Source organism: Microbacterium capsulatum, from assembly GCF_030865425.1.
Taxonomy (GTDB): Bacteria; Actinomycetota; Actinomycetes; order Actinomycetales; family Microbacteriaceae; genus Microbacterium; species Microbacterium capsulatum.
Window position 1 is genome coordinate 80,756 of record NZ_JAVFCB010000012.1, and the last position, 16,667, is coordinate 97,422.

Below are 16,667 nucleotides of genomic sequence, written 5' to 3' on the forward strand. Positions count from 1 at the left end.
ATCAGACCCGGGCGCCGATGAGGACATAGCCCTCCTCGCCGTGCACGACCGCGTCGATCCCGGCGATCTCGTCCTGGTCCTTGATGCGGAACCCGAGCGCCTTGTCGACGACCCAGCCGATGACGAGGGCGAGGGTGAAGGAGTACACCAGCACCGAGCCGGCCGCGATCGCCTGCGCCGCGAGCTGGGCGAGGCTGCCGCTGAAGATCAGGCCGGTGCCGTTGGCGAAGATGCCCAGGTACAGCGTCCCGAGGATGCCGCCGATCAGGTGGATGCCCACCACGTCGAGCGAGTCGTCGAAGCCGAGCTTGAACTTCAGGTCGATCGCGAGCTGGCAGACCGCGCCGGCCAGGAGGCCGAGCACGACCGCCCAGATCGGAGTCAGCGCGGCGCACGCGGGAGTGATCGCGACGAGGCCCGCCACGGCGCCGGATGCGGCGCCGACCGAGGTGGGCTTGCCGTTGCGGATCTTCTCCATCACCAGCCAGCTGAGCAGGGCCGCCGCCGGGGCGGCGAGGGTGTTCACGAACGCGATCGAGGCGGTGCCGTCGGCGCCGAGCTCGGAGCCGGCGTTGAAGCCGAACCAGCCGAACCACAGCAGGCCGGCGCCCAGCAGCACGAACGGCGGGTTGTGCGGCACGTCGGCGCCCTTCTGGAAGCCGATGCGACGGCCGAGCACCAGAGCGAGGGCGAGCCCCGCCGCACCGGCGTTGATGTGCACCGCGGTGCCGCCCGCGAAGTCGATCGCGCCGACGCCGAGCAGGTCGTGCAGTCCCTTCGTGACCCAGCCGCCGTAGGCGTAGCTCCCGTCCTTGTTGAGACCGAAGTTGAAGACCCAGCTCGCGACGGGGAAGTAGACGACGGTCGCCCAGATGCCGGCGAACACCATCCAGGAGCCGAACTTGGCCCGGTCGGCGATCGAGCCGGAGACGAGCGCGACGGTGATGATCGCGAACGTCGCCTGGAACGCGACGAACGCGAGCGGCGGGTAGGCGGCGCCCTTGGGCACCTCGAGCAGGCTGTTCAGGCCGATCGCCGAGCCGTCGATGGTCCAGGGTGCGATCAGGCCCTTGCCGCTGGGGAACGCGATCGCGTACCCGTAGACGACCCACAGCACGCCGATCAGGCCGATCGCGCCGAAGCTCATCATCATCATGCTGATCACGCTCTTGGCCTTCACGAGGCCGCCGTAGAAGAAGGCCAGACCGGGCGTCATCAGCAGCACGAGCGCCGCCGAGATCAGCACGAAGGCCGTGTTTCCTTGATCCATGTCAACCGTTCCTTCGGGTGAGGACGCGCATTCCGCGTCGGTTGGCGTCAGCCTGTCACCCGCACGTTGCGCCTTCCGACGCACTGTGTTTCGGATCGGTTTCGTGAGTGGCCGCCGCCGTGAACAGGTTGTTACGGCGGGCCGGATGCCCGGGATCGCCTGCCGGTCAGGCCCTGACGGCGACGGGGCGGCGCGAACGGCCGCGCACCGTGAGGACGACCACGACGACGAGCGCGACGAGCGCGGGCACGCCGCCCGCGAGCAGGAACGTGAGCTCGCCGCCGAGCGCGTGCACGGACCACCCCGTGGCGAGCGCGCCGGCCGCCTGCGCCCCGGTCATGCACATGACGTACAGCGACACCACGCGCCCGCGGATCGCGCCGTTCGTGGAGAGCTGGGTGAGCGAGTCGTTGCCGACCATGAACGCGGTCCGCATCAGCATCGCCGCGACCAGCCCCACGACGAAGAGCGCGGCGACCGGCGCGAGCCCGGAGCACGCCCAGACCAGCCCTGAGCCGGCGAGCAGCAGTGCGGTGTCGCGCAGCCGAAGCTCGCGCCGCCGCGCGGCGAGCAGGCTGCCCAGCAGGGCGCCGACCGCCGACGCGGTCTGGAACAGGGTGTAACCCACCGTGCCGAGGCCGTAGCGCTCCTTCGCGGACCACGCCATCAGGATCGACGCGGTCAGCGCGAAGAACGCCAGGAACGTGATCAGCAGCAGTGCGGTGCGGATCTCGGGCTTGCGGCGCACGTACCGGACCGCCTCGAGGATCTGCCCGCGCCGGGCTGCGACCTTGATCGCCGGGTGCAGCGCGGAGCGCCGGATCCCGAGCAGCATCACGATGCCCGCGAGGGGTCCGAGGGGAGCTGCGACGAGAGCCCATCCCGGTCCGATGATCGCGACCAGGCCGGCCGTGAGCAGAGCACCGAGGATCCCGGCCAGCTGCTGGACCGCCGCGTTCAGGCTCATCGCGTTCGGCAGTGCACGGGTTCCGACGACCTGCACCAGCAGGACGGCGCGGGCCGGTGCCTCGAACGCCGCCGAGACGCCGAGCACGAGCGAGGACGCGACGATCAGCGGCACGCCCGCCGTGCCGAGGATGGCCGGCACGCCGAGGCAGAGCGCGGACAGGATCACGAGCAGCTGGGTCAGCACGACCATCTGCCGGGGCGCGAAGCGGTCGCTGAGCACGCCGCCCCAGGGAGCCAGAACGAGGGAGGGAACGAGCTGGAACGCCACCACGAGGGACACGAGGCCGACGTCTCCGGTGAGCTCGATCATCAGCGAGTCGGTGGCGAGCCGCGCCAGCCACCCGGACGCGGAGGTCGCGGCGAGGCCGGCGAAGTAGAGCCGGAAGTTCGCCACACGCAGGGCGGCGAACGTGGCACGGAAGGTCGGTCGGGCCTCGAGCACCGGCAGCGGCTCGGTGATCGGATGAACCACCCCCGACACAGAAGACATGACTTCAACGGTACGGAGGATCACGCGATCATTCACAATAATGATCGGCATAACAGTTATTGGATCTGTGAATGAGCAGGATCCGGGCAGGGAGGAGCGGGCGTGTACGAGCCGGATCTGCTGCGCTGCTTCGTCGCCGTGACGGAGAACCACAGCTTCTCGGAGGCCGGGCGCCAGCTCGGAATCAGCCAGCCGACGGTCAGCCAGCGGGTCCGCCGGCTCGAGGAGCAGACCGGCCGCTCGCTCATCGCCAGGGACACCCATAGCGTCGGCCTCACCGATGCCGGCGAGGCGATGCTCGCGTTCGCACGCCGCGCCCTTGCCGTGCTCGACGAGGCCCAGGCGTACTTCTCCGGCCCGGCCGAGCGCGCCCGGATCCGCTTCGGCACGGCCGACGATCTCGCACTCACCCACCTGCCGGGGATCCTCCGCGACTTCCGCCGGAAGAACCCGCGCGTCGACGTCGAGATCACGGTCGGCCAGTCCGCGGCGGTGGCCCGGCGCCTGCAGGCCGGCGCGCTCGACCTCGTCTACGTGCGGCAGGAGCCGGGGATCGCCGAGGGCCGGGTGGTCCGGCGCGAGCAGCTGATCTGGGCCGCGCACCCCACGCTGCGACTCGATCCGGGCGATGTGGTCCCGCTGGTCACCTACCCGCGGCCGAGTCACTCCCGCGCCGCCGCGGTCGCCGCGCTCGAATCCGCCGGGCGCCGCTGGAAGGCGACCTGCACGGTCCGTGACATCACCGGGATCCTCGCCGGCGTCCGCGCGGGCCTGGGCGTCGCCGTCTTCCCCGGCGGGATGATGCCCCCGGATCTGGTCCGCGCGGATGCGGCGCTCGGTCTGCCCCGGCTCGGCACGCTCGACTTCGCCCTCATCGACGACCCCGCCGCGCCGCGCGCCCCGATCGAGGCGCTGAGCACCGCGATCATCGACTCCCACACCGCCGAGGCCCGCCAGCTCCCCGGCACGCGGCCGAAGGGCGAGTAGCGACGAGGCCTGAGTCGGCCCACGGGACTGCTGCACGGATAGGTGACACCCGATCTGTGGTGCCCCAGAAAGGGCAAGGAGCTATTCCTCAACGGTGAGCATCTCTTCGAGGCACTGATTTCCAGCTTCGATCTGCGCACCACCGCGGTGCGGTCTGTTCGATCGGGAACGCCTGTACCCGAGAAGCGGAACACCCCGCACGCCGAGCCTCAACCGGCTTTTGCCGCAAGGAGAACGGCTAGTGATGCCAGGGTGGCCGCCCCGGAAATGGCCGCAATCAATGCACTGACACCCAGGCTCGACGCATAGCGGGCCACTCGTGCTCCCTTCCGACGGCGAGAGATTTCGCGAAGGAACAGAAGGCCTGCGCTGAGCAACTGAAGGATACCCAACACGGCCGTTGACCACACGGAGAACGCACTAGCCGGAACACTCATCCTGAAGAAGATGACAGTTATTGCCACCGTGCCCATGGAGACGGATGTGACCGAGAGGAATATCATCCGACGCGGCGTAGCGGCATCCGCCGCCCGCCCCGTAGCCCTCCTGCCGTAAAGGAAAGATAGGGACTTGATCGACGCAGCATTTCGTGCGGCAATTGCCTCCCTATTGACCAAGAGGAGGAATCCGCAACAGATCGTCAACGATGCCAGGAAGAGCATCATCGGTGAATCTACAACTTCAGGCATCATTACCGACTGACTCCATTTCGGACCATGATCGCGCAGCCAAACTCTGTACCAGGATCATATCCAGCACCAATCGGGTGTGATCAACCACTCGCGACACCCGCTTCAACACAGGCTCCGATCTCCCCTGCACTCGCCGTACCGCGAGCCGATTGCGACAATCCACTGCCGCCAAATGCGCTGACGCCCGCCTGCACAGGTGACGTTCATCGCCACATACACATTGCGCCACGGAGTCCATCCGCAGCCCTGATGAATGGGTTCGTGATGGAGCCGAACAAGCGGGCTACGCTGACACGCAACCCCGCGCGATCAGGTTGAATCCCGACCTCTGAAGGCACGTTGGGGCACGCCCACTTTTCGCAAACACGAGTGAAGCCCCGACCAGCTCGAGTGCGTGCTCCAGCTGCCCGGGAACGACGAAGGCCCCGACTCGCGTCAGGGCCTTCGTCTACTGTCTCAACACAGTGCGCGCCTGGAGGGACTCGAACCCCCAACCTTCTGATCCGTAGTCAGATGCTCTATCCATTGAGCTACAGGCGCATCCGGTCTTTCACAAGACCGCCCGCTCTCGCGGGCCTCGTCAACAATACCCCAGACTCGGTGCGCAACGCGAATCGAGCGGATCCGAGGCCGTCAGCCCACGTTTCGGGCGGCGCGCTTCTCCTCGCGAACCGCCTCTTTCGCGGCAGCCCGATCGGCCTTCTCCTGTGCCTTGTCGGCCTTCTCCTGGCGCTTGCGGCGGGCGCGCTGCTCGGAGGCGAGCTCCTGCAGATCGACGAGGCGGAGCGCCTGCATGCGCGCGGCGCGCATGGTCTCGTAGTCCGGATCCTCGTCCGGCCGCATGGCCTCGACGCGGAGCCGGCCCTGCAGGTTGCTCGCGACGTCGCCCCAGGCCGCTGCCCGGGCGGCCTCGACGAGGAACCGCAGCGTCTCGGGATCGTCGGCCATCTCGCGCAGCCGGTCCGCGACGGCCACGCCCTGCTTGGCGCGACGCTTCAGATTGCGCACGTCGCGCTCGCGGTAGTCGTGCGTGCCGTGCGGATCCGAGTGGCGTCCGTGCGCCCTCTTCCTCAGCGAGACGGTGCGCTCGGCCTCCTCCTCGGACTCGGCGGCGAGGAGGAGCAGCGCCTCGCGCGCGTCGTTCGAGTACTTCGCGACGTCGAAGGATCCGCCCTGCGCGATCGTGCCCACGAGAATGTGGTTCTTCACCACCAGGCGGGCCGCTGAAGTGGCGATGGCAACGCCTTCTGCGATGACGTCCGCGGTCTTTCCCACTCCGACCTCCCCTCCGTGACGAGCGTACCGGTTCCACGCCTCCGGAGCATGGGGTGGCGGCGGTGAGAAGCACCGTCGCCCGCCCCTCCGGCGGCCGTTCCGTGCGCCGGCCCATGGACGTCGACCTGTGGGCACCGGGTCGATCACCCGGATCGCGCCGCCCGAGCCGCGATCCGCTTCACTTCCGGGCGACGCGAGACGTCTCGATCCGCCGCGCGGGTTCCACGGCGCGGGGCACCTCGACCGCCTCGGACGGTCCCGCATCCTCGGCCATCAGCTCGCCGACGGTCGCGAGCGCGGCCGCAGCCTCCGCCGCCGCCGCAGCCTCCGCACGGATCCGGGCCGTCTCGGCCGTGTCGTCGGCGAGCTTCTGCACCGCGTTCGTCGCGCCCGCCCGCAGATGCCGCTGCACCCTCAGCCGCAGCGTCGGCAGATCGCGGTGCGCGAGCGACTCGTAGATGCGGGCATGCTCCTCCGCCATCGCGAGCAGGTCGTCATGGTCCTTGAAGAGCCAGAGCAGACGCGCCTTCAGCATCCGCAGGATCTCGTTCACGGTCGCGTTGCCCGCGAGCTCCGCCATGAGCAGGTGGAACTCCGCCCCCGCCTCGTGCGCCTCGGCGACGGCCCCGGTCCTGGCGGCCTCGAACTCGCGGTCGAGCACCGCCTTGACGCGGGCGAGCCCCTCGTCGGTGCAGCGCCGCGCGGCGAGCTCGAACACGAGCACCTCCATGACGTCGCGCACCTCGGCGATGTCCTGCACGTCCTGTTCGGTGAACTGGCGCACCACTGCCCAGGAGCGAGGACGGGAGACGAGCAGACCCTCGTTCGTCAGCTGCCGGATGGCCTCCCGCACGGGCAACCGGCTCACCTCGAGCTCGTCCGCGATCTCGCGTTCGATCAGCCGATCCCCCGGCCTGCGCTGCCCCGACAGGATCGAGTCGCGCAGTTGTCTCACGACCCGTCCCGATTCGAGCTCGACCCCCCTCGGGTCCCCCGCGTTGCCCATTTGGCCATTGTGGCACCGAGACGGCGTTCCGGATCTTGTCGGACTGAGTCCATCTATTAAGAGAATCCCTGCTCACACGCGAACGCCCACCGCGGAACCGGATCCGCGGTGGGGCGAGTCGTACCGGGGTCAGACGGGGTCGGCCGCCTGGTGCGTCCGGAGCCAGTCGAGCACCCGCTCCGCGGCGTCGCCCACGGGCAGATTGGCGTCCACGACGAAGCCCTGCTCGTCGGCGTCGAGGGGCTCGAGCGTCTCCAGCTGCGAGTCCAGCAGGGACGCCGGCATGAAATGCCCGAGCCGGCGCCCGAGCCGCTCCGCGAACTCGGCGCGGGTGCCGTCCAGGTGCACGAACTCGACACCCGGCCGAACCAGGACGTCGCGATAGCTGCGGCGCAGGGCCGAGCAGGTGACGATCCCCGACTCGCCCGCGTCCTGCCGCGCGACGATCCACTCCCGGATCAGCTCCAGCCACGGCCGCCGGTCCTCGTCGGTGAGCGGGATCCCCGCCTCCATCTTGGCCACGTTGGCGGCCGGGTGAAGGTCGTCGCCCTCCTGCAGTGCCCAGTCGAGGCGGCCGGCGAGCACGCCCGCGAGGGTGCTCTTCCCGGATCCGGACACGCCCATCACCACGAGGACCGTCGGGATCTTCTGCGTCGTCATCGTCGGCTCCGTCCGGTCAGCCCACGAACGGGCTGATCACGAGGACTCCGCCGAGGCCGACGACGGAGATGAGGCACTCCATGACCGTCCACGACTTCAGCGTCTGCGAGATGCTCAGGCCGAAGTACTCCTTGATCAGCCAGAACCCTGCATCGTTCACGTGCGAGAGGAACAGCGAGCCGGCGCCGATCGCCAGCACGAGCAGCGCGGAGGCGCCGGTCGACAGGCCGAGGTCGTGCACGAGCGGCTGCAGGATCCCGGCGGCCGTGATGGTCGCGACCGTCGCGGATCCGGTGGCCACGCGGATCAGCACCGCGATGAGCCAGGCGAAGAACAGCACGATCGTGAGCGCCCCGCCGATGTGCGAGATCGCGTGCGCGATCACGGTGCCGATCGTGGAGTCGACGAGCACCTGCTTGAACCCGCCGCCCGCGCCGACGATGAGCAGGATCCCGGCGATCGCGGGGAGGGAGGACGAGACGGATGCGCCGATCTGCTTCGAGCTCATCGCGCCGCCGCGGCCGAGCACGACCATGCCGACGATCACGGCGATGAGCAGTGCGATCACGGGCTTGCCGAGGAAGTCGATGACCGCCTTGGCCGCCGAGGCGTCGGTCGGCGCGGCCACGTCGAGGATCGCGGCGAGGAGCATGAGCACGACCGGGAGCAGGATGCTGAACAGGGTCGCACCGAACGACGGGCGCTTGCGTGCCTGGATCGCGGCGGTCTCGCCGGGAGCGGCGGTGTCCTCCGCCGTCTGGAACAGCGCCGGCACGGGCACGTCGACCCAGCGGGCGACGAGCTTGCCGAACAGCGGACCCGACACGATCACGGTCGGGATCGCGACGAGCACGCCGAACGCGAGGGTGACGCCGAGGTTCGCGCCGATGAGGCTGATCGCCGCGAGCGGGCCCGGGTGCGGCGGCACGAGGCCGTGCATCGCGGAGAGGCCGGCGAGGGTCGGGATCGCGATCTTCATCAGCGATACGCCGGAGCGGCGGGCCACGAGGATGATGACCGGGACGAGCAGCACCAGGCCGACCTCGAAGAACATCGGCAGGCCGATCAGCGCACCGACGAGGCCCATCACCCAGGGCAGGGCCGCAGCACTCGCCCGGGAGACGAGCGTGTCGACGATCCGGTCGGCGCCGCCGGAGTCGGCGAGCAGCTTGCCGTAGATCGAGCCGAGGGCGATCAGCACGCCCACACCTCCCGCGGTCGCTCCGAACCCGTTCGTGAAGCTCGTGACCGTCTGCGTGGCCGACATCCCGGCGACGAGGCCGGTGACGAGGCTGCCGATGACGAGGGAGAGGAACGGATGCAGCTTGACTGCGGTGATCAGGACGACGATGACCGCGATGCCGAGCAGGGCTGCGACGATCAGCAGCCATTCCGGAGCGGTGGTCGTGGGCGGAACAGCCGCGGCCGCGTGGGTGAGGGTCGCGGGCAGCGCGGTGGCGGACGCGAGAAGAGGCGTTGACATGGCCATGAGCTTCCTTGGTCTGGCGGATGATTTCGCCTCAGGCTAGAGGATAAGTAGGACTTAATCAAGAGCCGATCTAATTTATGCCTGGTTTTCTGGCGTTGCTCGTGGGTGTTGCCCGGCAATCGTCATAATGGGGGCATGGACGACGGCACCCGCGAGGGATCCTCCGCGCAGCACCGGCGCCTGCTCGACACGATCGGCATGCGGATCGTGGAGGGCGAGCTGCCCGCGGGCGCACGGCTGCTGACCGCCGACGTCGCGACCGAGCTCGGCGCGTCCCGCTCCGCGATGCGCGAGGTCGTGCGCGTGCTGGAGACCATGGGCATGGTCGACGTGCGCCGCCGCGCCGGCGTGGAGATCCTTCCCGACGACCGATGGAGCCCGTACGCGCCCGAGCTGATCCGCTGGCGCCTGGACGGATCCGACCGGCTCCGCGTGCTGCACGAGCTGTCGCAGCTGCGTTCCGCCGTCGAGCCCCTGGCCGCCCGCCTCGCCGCGGCCAACGCCGGCCCCGAGGACCGCACCGACCTGGTGAAGGCGGTGCTGGGCATGGTGGAGCACGGCTCGCGCGCCGACGAACCCGCCTACCTCGCCCACGACATCGCCTTCCACACCGCAGTGCTGCGCGGCTCGGGGAACCCGTACCTCGCCGGTCTCGCCGACGTCGTCACCGCGCTGCTGCACGGACGCACCTCGCACGCCCTGATGCCCCAGCACGCCGACGAGACGGCGCTGCGGTTGCACCAGGAGGTCGCGGCGGCGATCACCGCCCGCGACCCCGAGGCGGCCGCGGCCGCGATGGCCGCGATCGTCGAGGAGGCCGACGACGCAGTCGCCGCGATGACCGAGCCGGCCCCCGAGCCCCTCGAAGCGCCGGGATCCACGGCGCCGGAATCCGCGGCCCCGGAAGCCGCCGATCCCTTATCCGCCTGATAGACAGCGGCCAGCTTCCGCCAACCGACCGCCCCGCATAATCGAGGCATGACGACGACGGCAGCACCGAAGGCAGGACGGGGGACCCGCGCACCGAGCGCGCTGCCCCGACTGCTCGCCGTGCCCGTCAGGGGTGTACGACGCGTACGACGACACGCGACCGCCACCTCGCCCGCCTTCGATCTCGCCTACGTGCGCAGCGGGCGGCGAGCACGGATCCCGATCGTGATCATCCCGGGCGGGCCTGGCCTGGGATCCGTGCTCCCCTACCGTGGACTGCGGCGCACCGCCGCCTCGCGCGGGCTCGACGTCATCATGATGGAGCACCGCGGCGTCGGGCTGTCCCGCGCCGATCTGGCCGGCCGCAGCCTGCCGCTCTCGGCGATGCGGCTGACCGACGTGGTCGACGATCTCGCGGCCGTGCTCGACCACGCGGGCGTCTCCCGCGCCTACATCTCCGGCTCCTCGTACGGCAGCTACGTCGCGGCGGCGTTCGGCGCCCGACACCCCGAGCGGGTGGCCGGGATGCTGCTCGACTCGACCCTGCAGTCGGTCGCCGACCGCAGCGCCGAGCGCGCGCTCATCCGCCGGCTGTTCGTCGACGCGGACAGCCGGATCGCGGCCTCCGTGCGCGCCCTGCTGCACGACGGATCCGATCCGCGCACCCTGCTCGGCGTTCTCCGCACGGCGTACGAGTTCGGCGGGGAGAAGCTCCTCGGCCCGCTGCTGGAGCACCGCCTGCACGGTGTGCACAGCCCGACCTGGTCGGCGCTCGAGGCGTTCGCCAGCCGTGCCGACTCGGACCTGAACGTGCCCGGGTTCTTCGAGTTCGATCTCGTCGGTGCGATCGCGTTCCGCGAGCTCGGCTTCGGCCCGGACCCGGACGGCTCGCCGCTCGACCCGACGCTCACCTACGTCGACATCGCCGACCGCTACCCGCGCTTCGCCGGAGAGCCGTTCGACCTGCCCGCCGCCACGGCCGGGTTCGCCTGGCCGACCGTGTTCCTCACCGGATCCCGGGACCTGCGCACCCCGGCCGCCGTCGCCCGCGACGCCGCCGCGACCGTGTCTGACTCGGTGCTCGTCGAGATCGAGAACGGGCACAGCGCCCTCGAGTCGCACCCGCTCGCGCTGCTGCACGCGCTCGAGCGGCTCTCGCGCGGCGAGCAGCGGCGCCTGCCCGACGAGACGTCGATCATGAACCGCCTGCCCCGCCGCGGGCTCATCGCCGGGCTGCCCCGCCTGCTCGCCACGGGCGCCCGCTGGGAGTCCGCGCTGCGGGTGTGATCGCCTCTGCGCACGGGCGTCGGGGAATGGATCCCGGATCCATTCGGTTGCATAGATGGTGACCGCCGCCAGCCCTGACGTCCTCGCCGCCGACACCGCGATGGGTGCGGTGACGCTGTTCGTCGCCGACCTCGACGCGATGACCGCGTACTACCGCGACGCGGTGACGCTGCGGGTGCTGTCCGCCGAGGGCGACCGCGTGACGCTCGGCCGCGGCACGACGCCGGTCGTGATCCTGCAGCACAGCCCTGAGCTGCGGCACGCCGCGCCCCGATCGGCAGGACTCTTCCATACGGCGATCCTGTTCGAGACGCAGACGGCGCTCGCGGCCGCGCTGTACTCCGTCGCCCAGCATGCGCCGGGGACGTTCACGGGCAGCGCGGACCACCTGGTCAGCCAGGCGTTCTACTTCACCGACCCCGAGGGCAACGGCGTCGAGCTGTACTGGGACCGCAACCGCACCGAGTGGAGCTGGACGCACGGCCGGATCGAGATGGACACGCTGTTCCTCGACCCGAACGCGTTCCTCCGCGAGCACCTCACCGAGTCCGCGACGGCGGAGCCGGTGATCGGCGGCGCGGTCGTCGGCCACGTGCACCTCTCCGTCGGCGATGTGGAGTCGGCCCGGGAGTTCTACGTGCGCCGGCTCGGCTTCGAGACCACGGCCGAGCTCGGCGGATCCGCCCTGTTCGTGAGCGCCGGCGGCTACCACCACCACATGGCGATGAACACCTGGAACAGCGCGGGCGCCGGCCGCCGCAGCCCGGCACTGGGGCTCGGGCGGGTGGACATCGTGCTGCCCTCGTCGGACGACCTCGGATCGGTCGCCGAGCGGATGGCGCACTTCGGGGTCGGCGTCCGCGACGACGGCCGCACGCTCGCGTTCGAGGATCCCTGGGCGAACGCGATCCGGCTCACCGCGGCGGGCTGAGCGGCGGCGCGGGCTGAGCGGCGGCGCGGGCCGAGCGGCGGCGCGGGCTGAGCGGACGCGCGGGCTGAGCGGCGGCGCGAGCTGAGCGGACGGGCCGCCGGGCAGCCGGATCCTGATCGCGTCCAACGGAGGAGATGGATTTCGCGTTTCCGGATCCGTCGGAAGCAGCGCTTTCCATCTTCGAGCAGTCGCCCAGGCCGTGGGGAGATGGATTTCGTCGCCCCGGCTGGATCGGGAGCACCGTTTCCATCTTTGGGCGAGGGCCCTGGGCGATGGGGAGATGGCTATGGCACCCCGAGGCGGCGCGAAGCGACGTTTCCATCTTCGAGCGATCACCCAGCTCTGGGGAGATGGATTTCGTGGCTGCGGCCACCCGGGAAGCGACGTTTTCCATCTTTGGGTGATGACCCGGGCGCTGGAGAGATGGAATTCGCTTCCGCGGACACCCGGGAAGCAGCGTTTTCCATCTTCGAGTGATGACCCGGGGCGATGGGGATGGATTCCGCCGCCCCGGCTGGACCGCGAGCGACGTTTTCCATCTCTGACGGCGGACCGCCCGGGATCTGCCGAGCCGCATGACGCTCGCGCACCGCCCGTGCTCGGCCGAGCCACGCCGCTCTCGGCCGAGCCACGCCGCGATCAGCCGAGCCATCCCGCGCTCGGCCGAGCCGCATGGCGCTCGCGCCGCCCGCCTCAGCCGAGCCGCACCGTGCTCACGGCGCCGTCGGGCCACGTCGTCTCGAGCACGACGGTGCCGTCGCCCGTCGGAAGCGCGACCGCCGACGGGGCCGGCTCGCTCCCCCGGCCGAGCCGGACCGCGGCGATGACGACATCTCCCACCGCCACCGCGTCGAACTCGAGCCGAGGGATCGACGTCGTCTCGCCGATCGGCGACGTGCCCGACTCCGTGTGCGCCGAGGCCGCCGCCGCCCCCGACAGCGCCCGCAGCTCGGAGCGGAGGCCGTCGAGGTCCAGCACGACGCCGCCCCCCACGACGCCGCCCCCCGCGAGATCGGCCGCCGCAGCCTCGGCCCCGGTCAGCGGCCAGCCGCTCACCCGCAGCCGGACCGGATCCTCCGACACGCCTTCGCGCGGGAGCCGCAGCGTGGCGCGCACCTCCCACGCGCCGCGGACGACCGAGGCCGTCGCGAGGCGCGGGCCGTCCGTCACGAGACCCTCCCGACCGGATCCGTGATCGTAGGCGGGGCCGCCGATACTCGAGTCGACCCAGTGCGCGTCGGCGGTCGAGGTCGCGAACGCCGCGGTGCCGTCGTCGCCGATCGCGCCGCGCGCGAATCCGGTGCGGTGCGTCGACCTCCCCTGCGCGTCGAGCGCGCCGACCATGTTGTCGGCCGGGTCGTCGATCGTGGCCCCCGTCGCCGGCGGCAGTGTCGCCGACGAGTAGCCGAACCGGGCGTACAGGGTCGAGTCGCCCGTGCGGTCGCCCTCGACGGCGTGGTCCGCTCCGTGGTTGAACACCCGCACGATGCCGTCCGAGGCGGTGCCGCTGACCAGCCAGCCCGCGGGCCTGATCACCCGGCGCACGTCGCCGCGCTCGACCGGCAGCGGCTCCTCCACGGCCGTCCACGCCTCGTGATCGGCGGGAAGCAGCAAGCCGAGAAAGCCCTTCGACGCCCAGTACGGGGATCCCGCGCCGGAGTACGTCTGCGCCATCGCCGGCCACTCGCCGTACAGGCCGACCGAGAGCAGCCCGCGGGCGTCGATCGCACCTCGGTCGAGGAACGCGCGGAGGGATCCGGACGCCGCCCGGCGCAGCGTCCCGGGCGAGAGCCGGGAGGCGCCGGTCATCGCGCCCATCCAGAACGGCGCGGCGGTCGCGAACCGGTAGATGAGGCTGCGGCCCTGCAGCACGGGCAGGCCGTCCGCACCGACGAGGGCGGCGTAGTCGTCGAGGAAGTCGGCGAGCCGGCCGCGGAACACGGGCGCGAGCGCGCCGGATCCGAACGTCTCGGCGCCCTCCGATCCGGCCCAGAGCAGCGGGTAGAGGTGCATCGCCCAGCCGCAGTAGTAGTCGTAGTTGCGGAACGCGCCGTCGGCGTACCAGCCGTCGGTCTGGTAGTAGTCCTCGATCCGGGCGAGATCGGCGGCGACCCGTGCGGGGTCGTGCGGACCACCGACCGAGGCGAGGAAGGTCTCCACCGTGATCCGGAACCACAGCCAGTTGTTGTCCGGGTAGCGGCTCGGCGGGCTCAGCGCGAGCCAGTCCACGATCCGCTGCTGCGCGGCGGCGTCGAGCGTGTCCCAGAGCCAGGGCCGGGTGAGCTGCAGCCCGAGCGCGATCGAAGCGGCCTCGACCTGCACCTGCGGCTGCTCGTCGGGCCGCAGCCAGCGCTCCGGGTTCGCCGGATCCGTGCCCGCGACCAGGCCGTCGCGGTACCAGTCGGTGAAGCCGAGCGGATCCGTCCCGTGCTCGCCCCCGGTGCGGAACGCGTACAGCAGGAAGGAGCGCGCGAACGCCTCCAGCCCGTCGCTGGAGGCGCCGCTGCTGCTCACGGTGCCGGGCAGCCGCACCTGGCTCCGCGTGGGCGTGAAGAAGGGTTTCAGCGACAGCAGCAGGTGGTCGGCGACGGCGGCCCAATGCTCGCGCGTCCAGCCCGTGTGCGGTGAGCGCACCCTGTCCTCAGGCGGCAGGAGGAGGCGGGCGGGGTCGAACACGGTCACGGGATCTCCTCTGCGGCGAGTCGGCGGCTCGCCTCTCCGGGCGGTCGCACAGAGCCAGGGTATACGCTTTCCCGCATGCGGGAGAAGGGATCGCGGACCGATCTGCGGCCCGCTCGCTCTCTGCTCGCCAGGGCGCGACGAATGCCGATGCCCCGCGGAGACCGCGGGGCATCGGCGTTGGTCGTCGTGCGGTGGATCGTCAGCGCACGAACGCGGCGGCGACGCCGGAGTCGACGGGGATGTGCAGGCCCGTGGTGCGGCTGAGTTCGGGGCCGGTGAGCACGTAGACCGCATCGGCGACGTTCTCCGGGACGACCTCGCGTTTGAGGAGGGTGCGGTTCGCGTAGTACTGGCCGAGGTCTTCCTCGGCGACGCCGTAGGTCGCGGCACGGTTGGCCCCCCAACCGGAGGCGAAGATCCCGGATCCGCGCACGACGCCGTCGGGGTTGATGCCGTTCACGCGCACGCCGTGTTCGCCGAGTTCGACGGCGAGCAGGCGCACCTGGTGGGCCTGGTCGGCCTTGGTGGCGGAGTAGGCGATGTTGTTGGGGCCGGCGAAGACGCTGTTCTTGGAGGAGATGTAGATGATGTCTCCGCCGAGCTTCTGGTCGATGAGGATGCGTGCTGCGGCCTTGGATACGAGGAAGGATCCCTTCGCCATCACGTCGTGCTGCAGGTCCCAGTCCTTCTCCGTGGTCTCCAGGAGCGGTTTGGACAGTGACAGGCCGGCGTTGTTGACGATCAGGTCGACGCCGCCGAACGCGAGCATGGCGTCGTTCAGCGCGGCCTGCACCTGGGCGGCGTCGGCGACGTTCGCGGCCACGCCGATCGCGACGTCGGTGCCGCCGAGTTCCGCCGCCGCGGCGCGGGCCTTGTCCAGGTCCAGGTCGGCGACCACGACGCACGCCCCTTCGGCGGCGAGCCGGGTGGCGATGGCTTTGCCGATGCCGCTCGCGGCGCCCGTGACGAACGCGATCCGTCCCTGGTGGCTCGCAGGCCGCGGCATCCGCTGCAGCTTGGCTTCCTCGAGTGCCCAGTACTCGATGCGGAACTTTTCGGCGTCGGAGATCGGCGCGTAGGTCGACAGGGCCTCGGCGCCGCGCATCACGTTGATCGCGTTGACGTAGAACTCGCCCGCGACACGCGCGGTCTGCTTGTTCGCACCGTAGGAGAACATGCCGACACCGGGGACGAGCACGATGAGCGGGTCGGCGCCGCGGATTGCGGGGCTGTCGGCGGTCGCGTGCGCGTCGTAGTAGGCCTGGTAGTCGGTCCGATACGAGGAGTGCAGCTCGTGCAGGCGCGCGATCTGCTCCTCGGCGGTGGCGGTCGCGGGCAGGTCGAGGATCAGCGGCTTGACTTTGGTGCGCAGGAAATGGTCGGGGCAGGACGTGCCCAGGGCGGCGAGCGCCGGCGCCTTCGTCGACGCGAGGAAGTCGAGCACGACGTCCGCGTCGGTGAAATGGCCGACCATGGGCCTCTCGGTCGAAGCGATCCCGCGGATCGTGGCCGCGAGGGCGGCTGCGCGCTCCCGCCGCTCGGCCCCGGGGAGCGCCTCGAACCCTGCGCGGACGCCACCGAACGGGTCCGTCTTGCCGTGCTCGGCGATGTGGGCGGCGGCGGTCTCGATGATCCACAGCGAGTTCGCCTCCGCCTCCTCGGACGTGTCGCCCCACGCGGTGATCCCGTGCCCGCCCAGGATGCAGCCCACCGCGTCGGGGTTCTCCGCCTTGATCGCGGCGATGTCGAGACCCAGCTGGAACCCCGGGCGCCGCCACGGCACCCACACGACCTTGCCACCGAAGATCCGGGCCGTGAGCGCCTCGCCGTCGGCGGCGGTCGCGATCGCGATGCCACTGTCGGGGTGCAGGTGATCGACGTGTGCGGCGTCGACGAGGCCGTGCATCGCCGTGTCGATCGACGGGGCGGCCCCGCCCTTGCCGTGCAGGCAGTAGTCGAACGCGGCGACCATCTCGTCCTCGCGGTCGAGACCCGGGTA

Annotated in this window: 13 protein-coding genes and 1 tRNA gene; 5 read left to right on the forward strand and 9 right to left on the reverse strand. The window is 70.7% G+C overall.

The window, feature by feature from the left end; translation table 11 throughout:
- Nucleotide 1: 1 nt before the first annotated feature.
- Both RBR11_RS16990 and RBR11_RS16995 read right to left on the reverse strand, forming a co-directional pair.
- Nucleotides 2-1,270: an ammonium transporter gene (locus RBR11_RS16990; protein WP_308490566.1), complete on the reverse strand. Its 1,269-nt coding sequence runs from the start codon at nt 1,268-1,270 to the stop codon at nt 2-4.
- A gap of 166 nt (nt 1,271-1,436) precedes the next feature.
- Nucleotides 1,437-2,729, reverse strand: a complete 1,293-nt coding sequence (locus RBR11_RS16995; RefSeq protein ID WP_308490567.1) for an MFS transporter — start codon at nt 2,727-2,729, stop codon at nt 1,437-1,439.
- Between the two features lie 102 nt (nt 2,730-2,831).
- On the opposite strand from RBR11_RS16995, the gene RBR11_RS17000 reads away from it, so the two are divergent.
- Together RBR11_RS17000 and RBR11_RS17005 are read left to right on the forward strand one after the other, a co-directional pair.
- Entirely contained in the window at nt 2,832-3,716 is an 885-nt protein-coding gene (locus tag RBR11_RS17000) for a LysR family transcriptional regulator (RefSeq protein ID WP_308490568.1), read from the forward strand.
- Nucleotides 3,717-4,286: 570 nt separating this feature from the next.
- Nucleotides 4,287-4,418 (forward strand): hypothetical protein, encoded by a 132-nt coding sequence (locus RBR11_RS17005; protein ID WP_308490569.1) that lies wholly within the window; start codon nt 4,287-4,289, stop codon nt 4,416-4,418.
- A 457-nt stretch (nt 4,419-4,875) separates the two neighbouring features.
- Here the strand turns inward: RBR11_RS17005 and RBR11_RS17010 are convergent.
- From RBR11_RS17010 to RBR11_RS17030, 5 genes are all read right to left on the reverse strand, one after another.
- Nucleotides 4,876-4,948: transfer RNA gene (locus tag RBR11_RS17010), tRNA-Arg, on the reverse strand.
- Nucleotides 4,949-5,041: 93 nt separating this feature from the next.
- Entirely contained in the window at nt 5,042-5,683 is a 642-nt protein-coding gene (locus RBR11_RS17015) for an asparagine synthase (RefSeq protein WP_308490570.1), read from the reverse strand.
- A gap of 178 nt (nt 5,684-5,861) precedes the next feature.
- On the reverse strand, nt 5,862-6,638 hold the full coding sequence (locus tag RBR11_RS17020) for a GntR family transcriptional regulator (RefSeq protein ID WP_308490571.1): 777 nt from the start codon (nt 6,636-6,638) through the stop codon (nt 5,862-5,864).
- A 180-nt stretch (nt 6,639-6,818) separates the two neighbouring features.
- Nucleotides 6,819-7,349 (reverse strand): gluconokinase, encoded by a 531-nt coding sequence (locus RBR11_RS17025; RefSeq protein ID WP_308490572.1) that lies wholly within the window; start codon nt 7,347-7,349, stop codon nt 6,819-6,821.
- A gap of 16 nt (nt 7,350-7,365) precedes the next feature.
- Complete coding sequence (locus RBR11_RS17030; RefSeq protein WP_308490573.1) at nt 7,366-8,832, reverse strand: GntP family permease; 1,467 nt, start codon at nt 8,830-8,832, stop codon at nt 7,366-7,368.
- Between the two features lie 141 nt (nt 8,833-8,973).
- On the opposite strand from RBR11_RS17030, the gene RBR11_RS17035 reads away from it, so the two are divergent.
- Genes RBR11_RS17035 through RBR11_RS17045 form a run of 3 tightly spaced genes read left to right on the forward strand, consistent with a single transcriptional unit; the run spans nt 8,974 to nt 11,986 of the window.
- The gene (locus RBR11_RS17035) at nt 8,974-9,768 is read left to right on the forward strand and encodes a FadR/GntR family transcriptional regulator (RefSeq protein WP_308490574.1); all 795 of its coding nucleotides are present in this window, start codon (nt 8,974-8,976) and stop codon (nt 9,766-9,768) included.
- A 48-nt stretch (nt 9,769-9,816) separates the two neighbouring features.
- A complete protein-coding gene (locus tag RBR11_RS17040) occupies nt 9,817-11,055 on the forward strand; it encodes an alpha/beta fold hydrolase (RefSeq protein ID WP_308490575.1) in 1,239 nt (412 codons plus the stop codon).
- Between the two features lie 55 nt (nt 11,056-11,110).
- Entirely contained in the window at nt 11,111-11,986 is an 876-nt protein-coding gene (locus RBR11_RS17045) for a VOC family protein (RefSeq protein ID WP_308490576.1), read from the forward strand.
- Nucleotides 11,987-12,679: 693 nt separating this feature from the next.
- Here RBR11_RS17045 and RBR11_RS17050 read toward each other — a convergent pair.
- Complete coding sequence (locus tag RBR11_RS17050) at nt 12,680-14,668, reverse strand: DUF2264 domain-containing protein (protein ID WP_308490577.1); 1,989 nt, start codon at nt 14,666-14,668, stop codon at nt 12,680-12,682.
- A gap of 199 nt (nt 14,669-14,867) precedes the next feature.
- Nucleotides 14,868-16,667, reverse strand: a 1,800-nt coding sequence (locus tag RBR11_RS17055; RefSeq protein ID WP_308490578.1) for a bifunctional aldolase/short-chain dehydrogenase, incomplete at its 5' end; no start/stop codon positions are given.

Excerpts from the sequence above, each read along its gene's own strand:
- RBR11_RS17045 (WP_308490576.1), top strand. The coding sequence starts at position 11,111 with ATGGTGACCGCCGCCAGCCCTGACGTCCTCGCCGCCGACACCGCGATG.
- RBR11_RS16990 (WP_308490566.1), bottom strand. The coding sequence starts at position 1,270 with ATGGATCAAGGAAACACGGCCTTCGTGCTGATCTCGGCGGCGCTCGTG.
- RBR11_RS17030 (WP_308490573.1), bottom strand. The coding sequence starts at position 8,832 with ATGTCAACGCCTCTTCTCGCGTCCGCCACCGCGCTGCCCGCGACCCTC.
- RBR11_RS17040 (WP_308490575.1), top strand. The coding sequence starts at position 9,817 with ATGACGACGACGGCAGCACCGAAGGCAGGACGGGGGACCCGCGCACCG.
- RBR11_RS17025 (WP_308490572.1), bottom strand. The coding sequence starts at position 7,349 with ATGACGACGCAGAAGATCCCGACGGTCCTCGTGGTGATGGGCGTGTCC.
- RBR11_RS17035 (WP_308490574.1), top strand. The coding sequence starts at position 8,974 with ATGGACGACGGCACCCGCGAGGGATCCTCCGCGCAGCACCGGCGCCTG.
- RBR11_RS16995 (WP_308490567.1), bottom strand. The coding sequence starts at position 2,729 with ATGTCTTCTGTGTCGGGGGTGGTTCATCCGATCACCGAGCCGCTGCCG.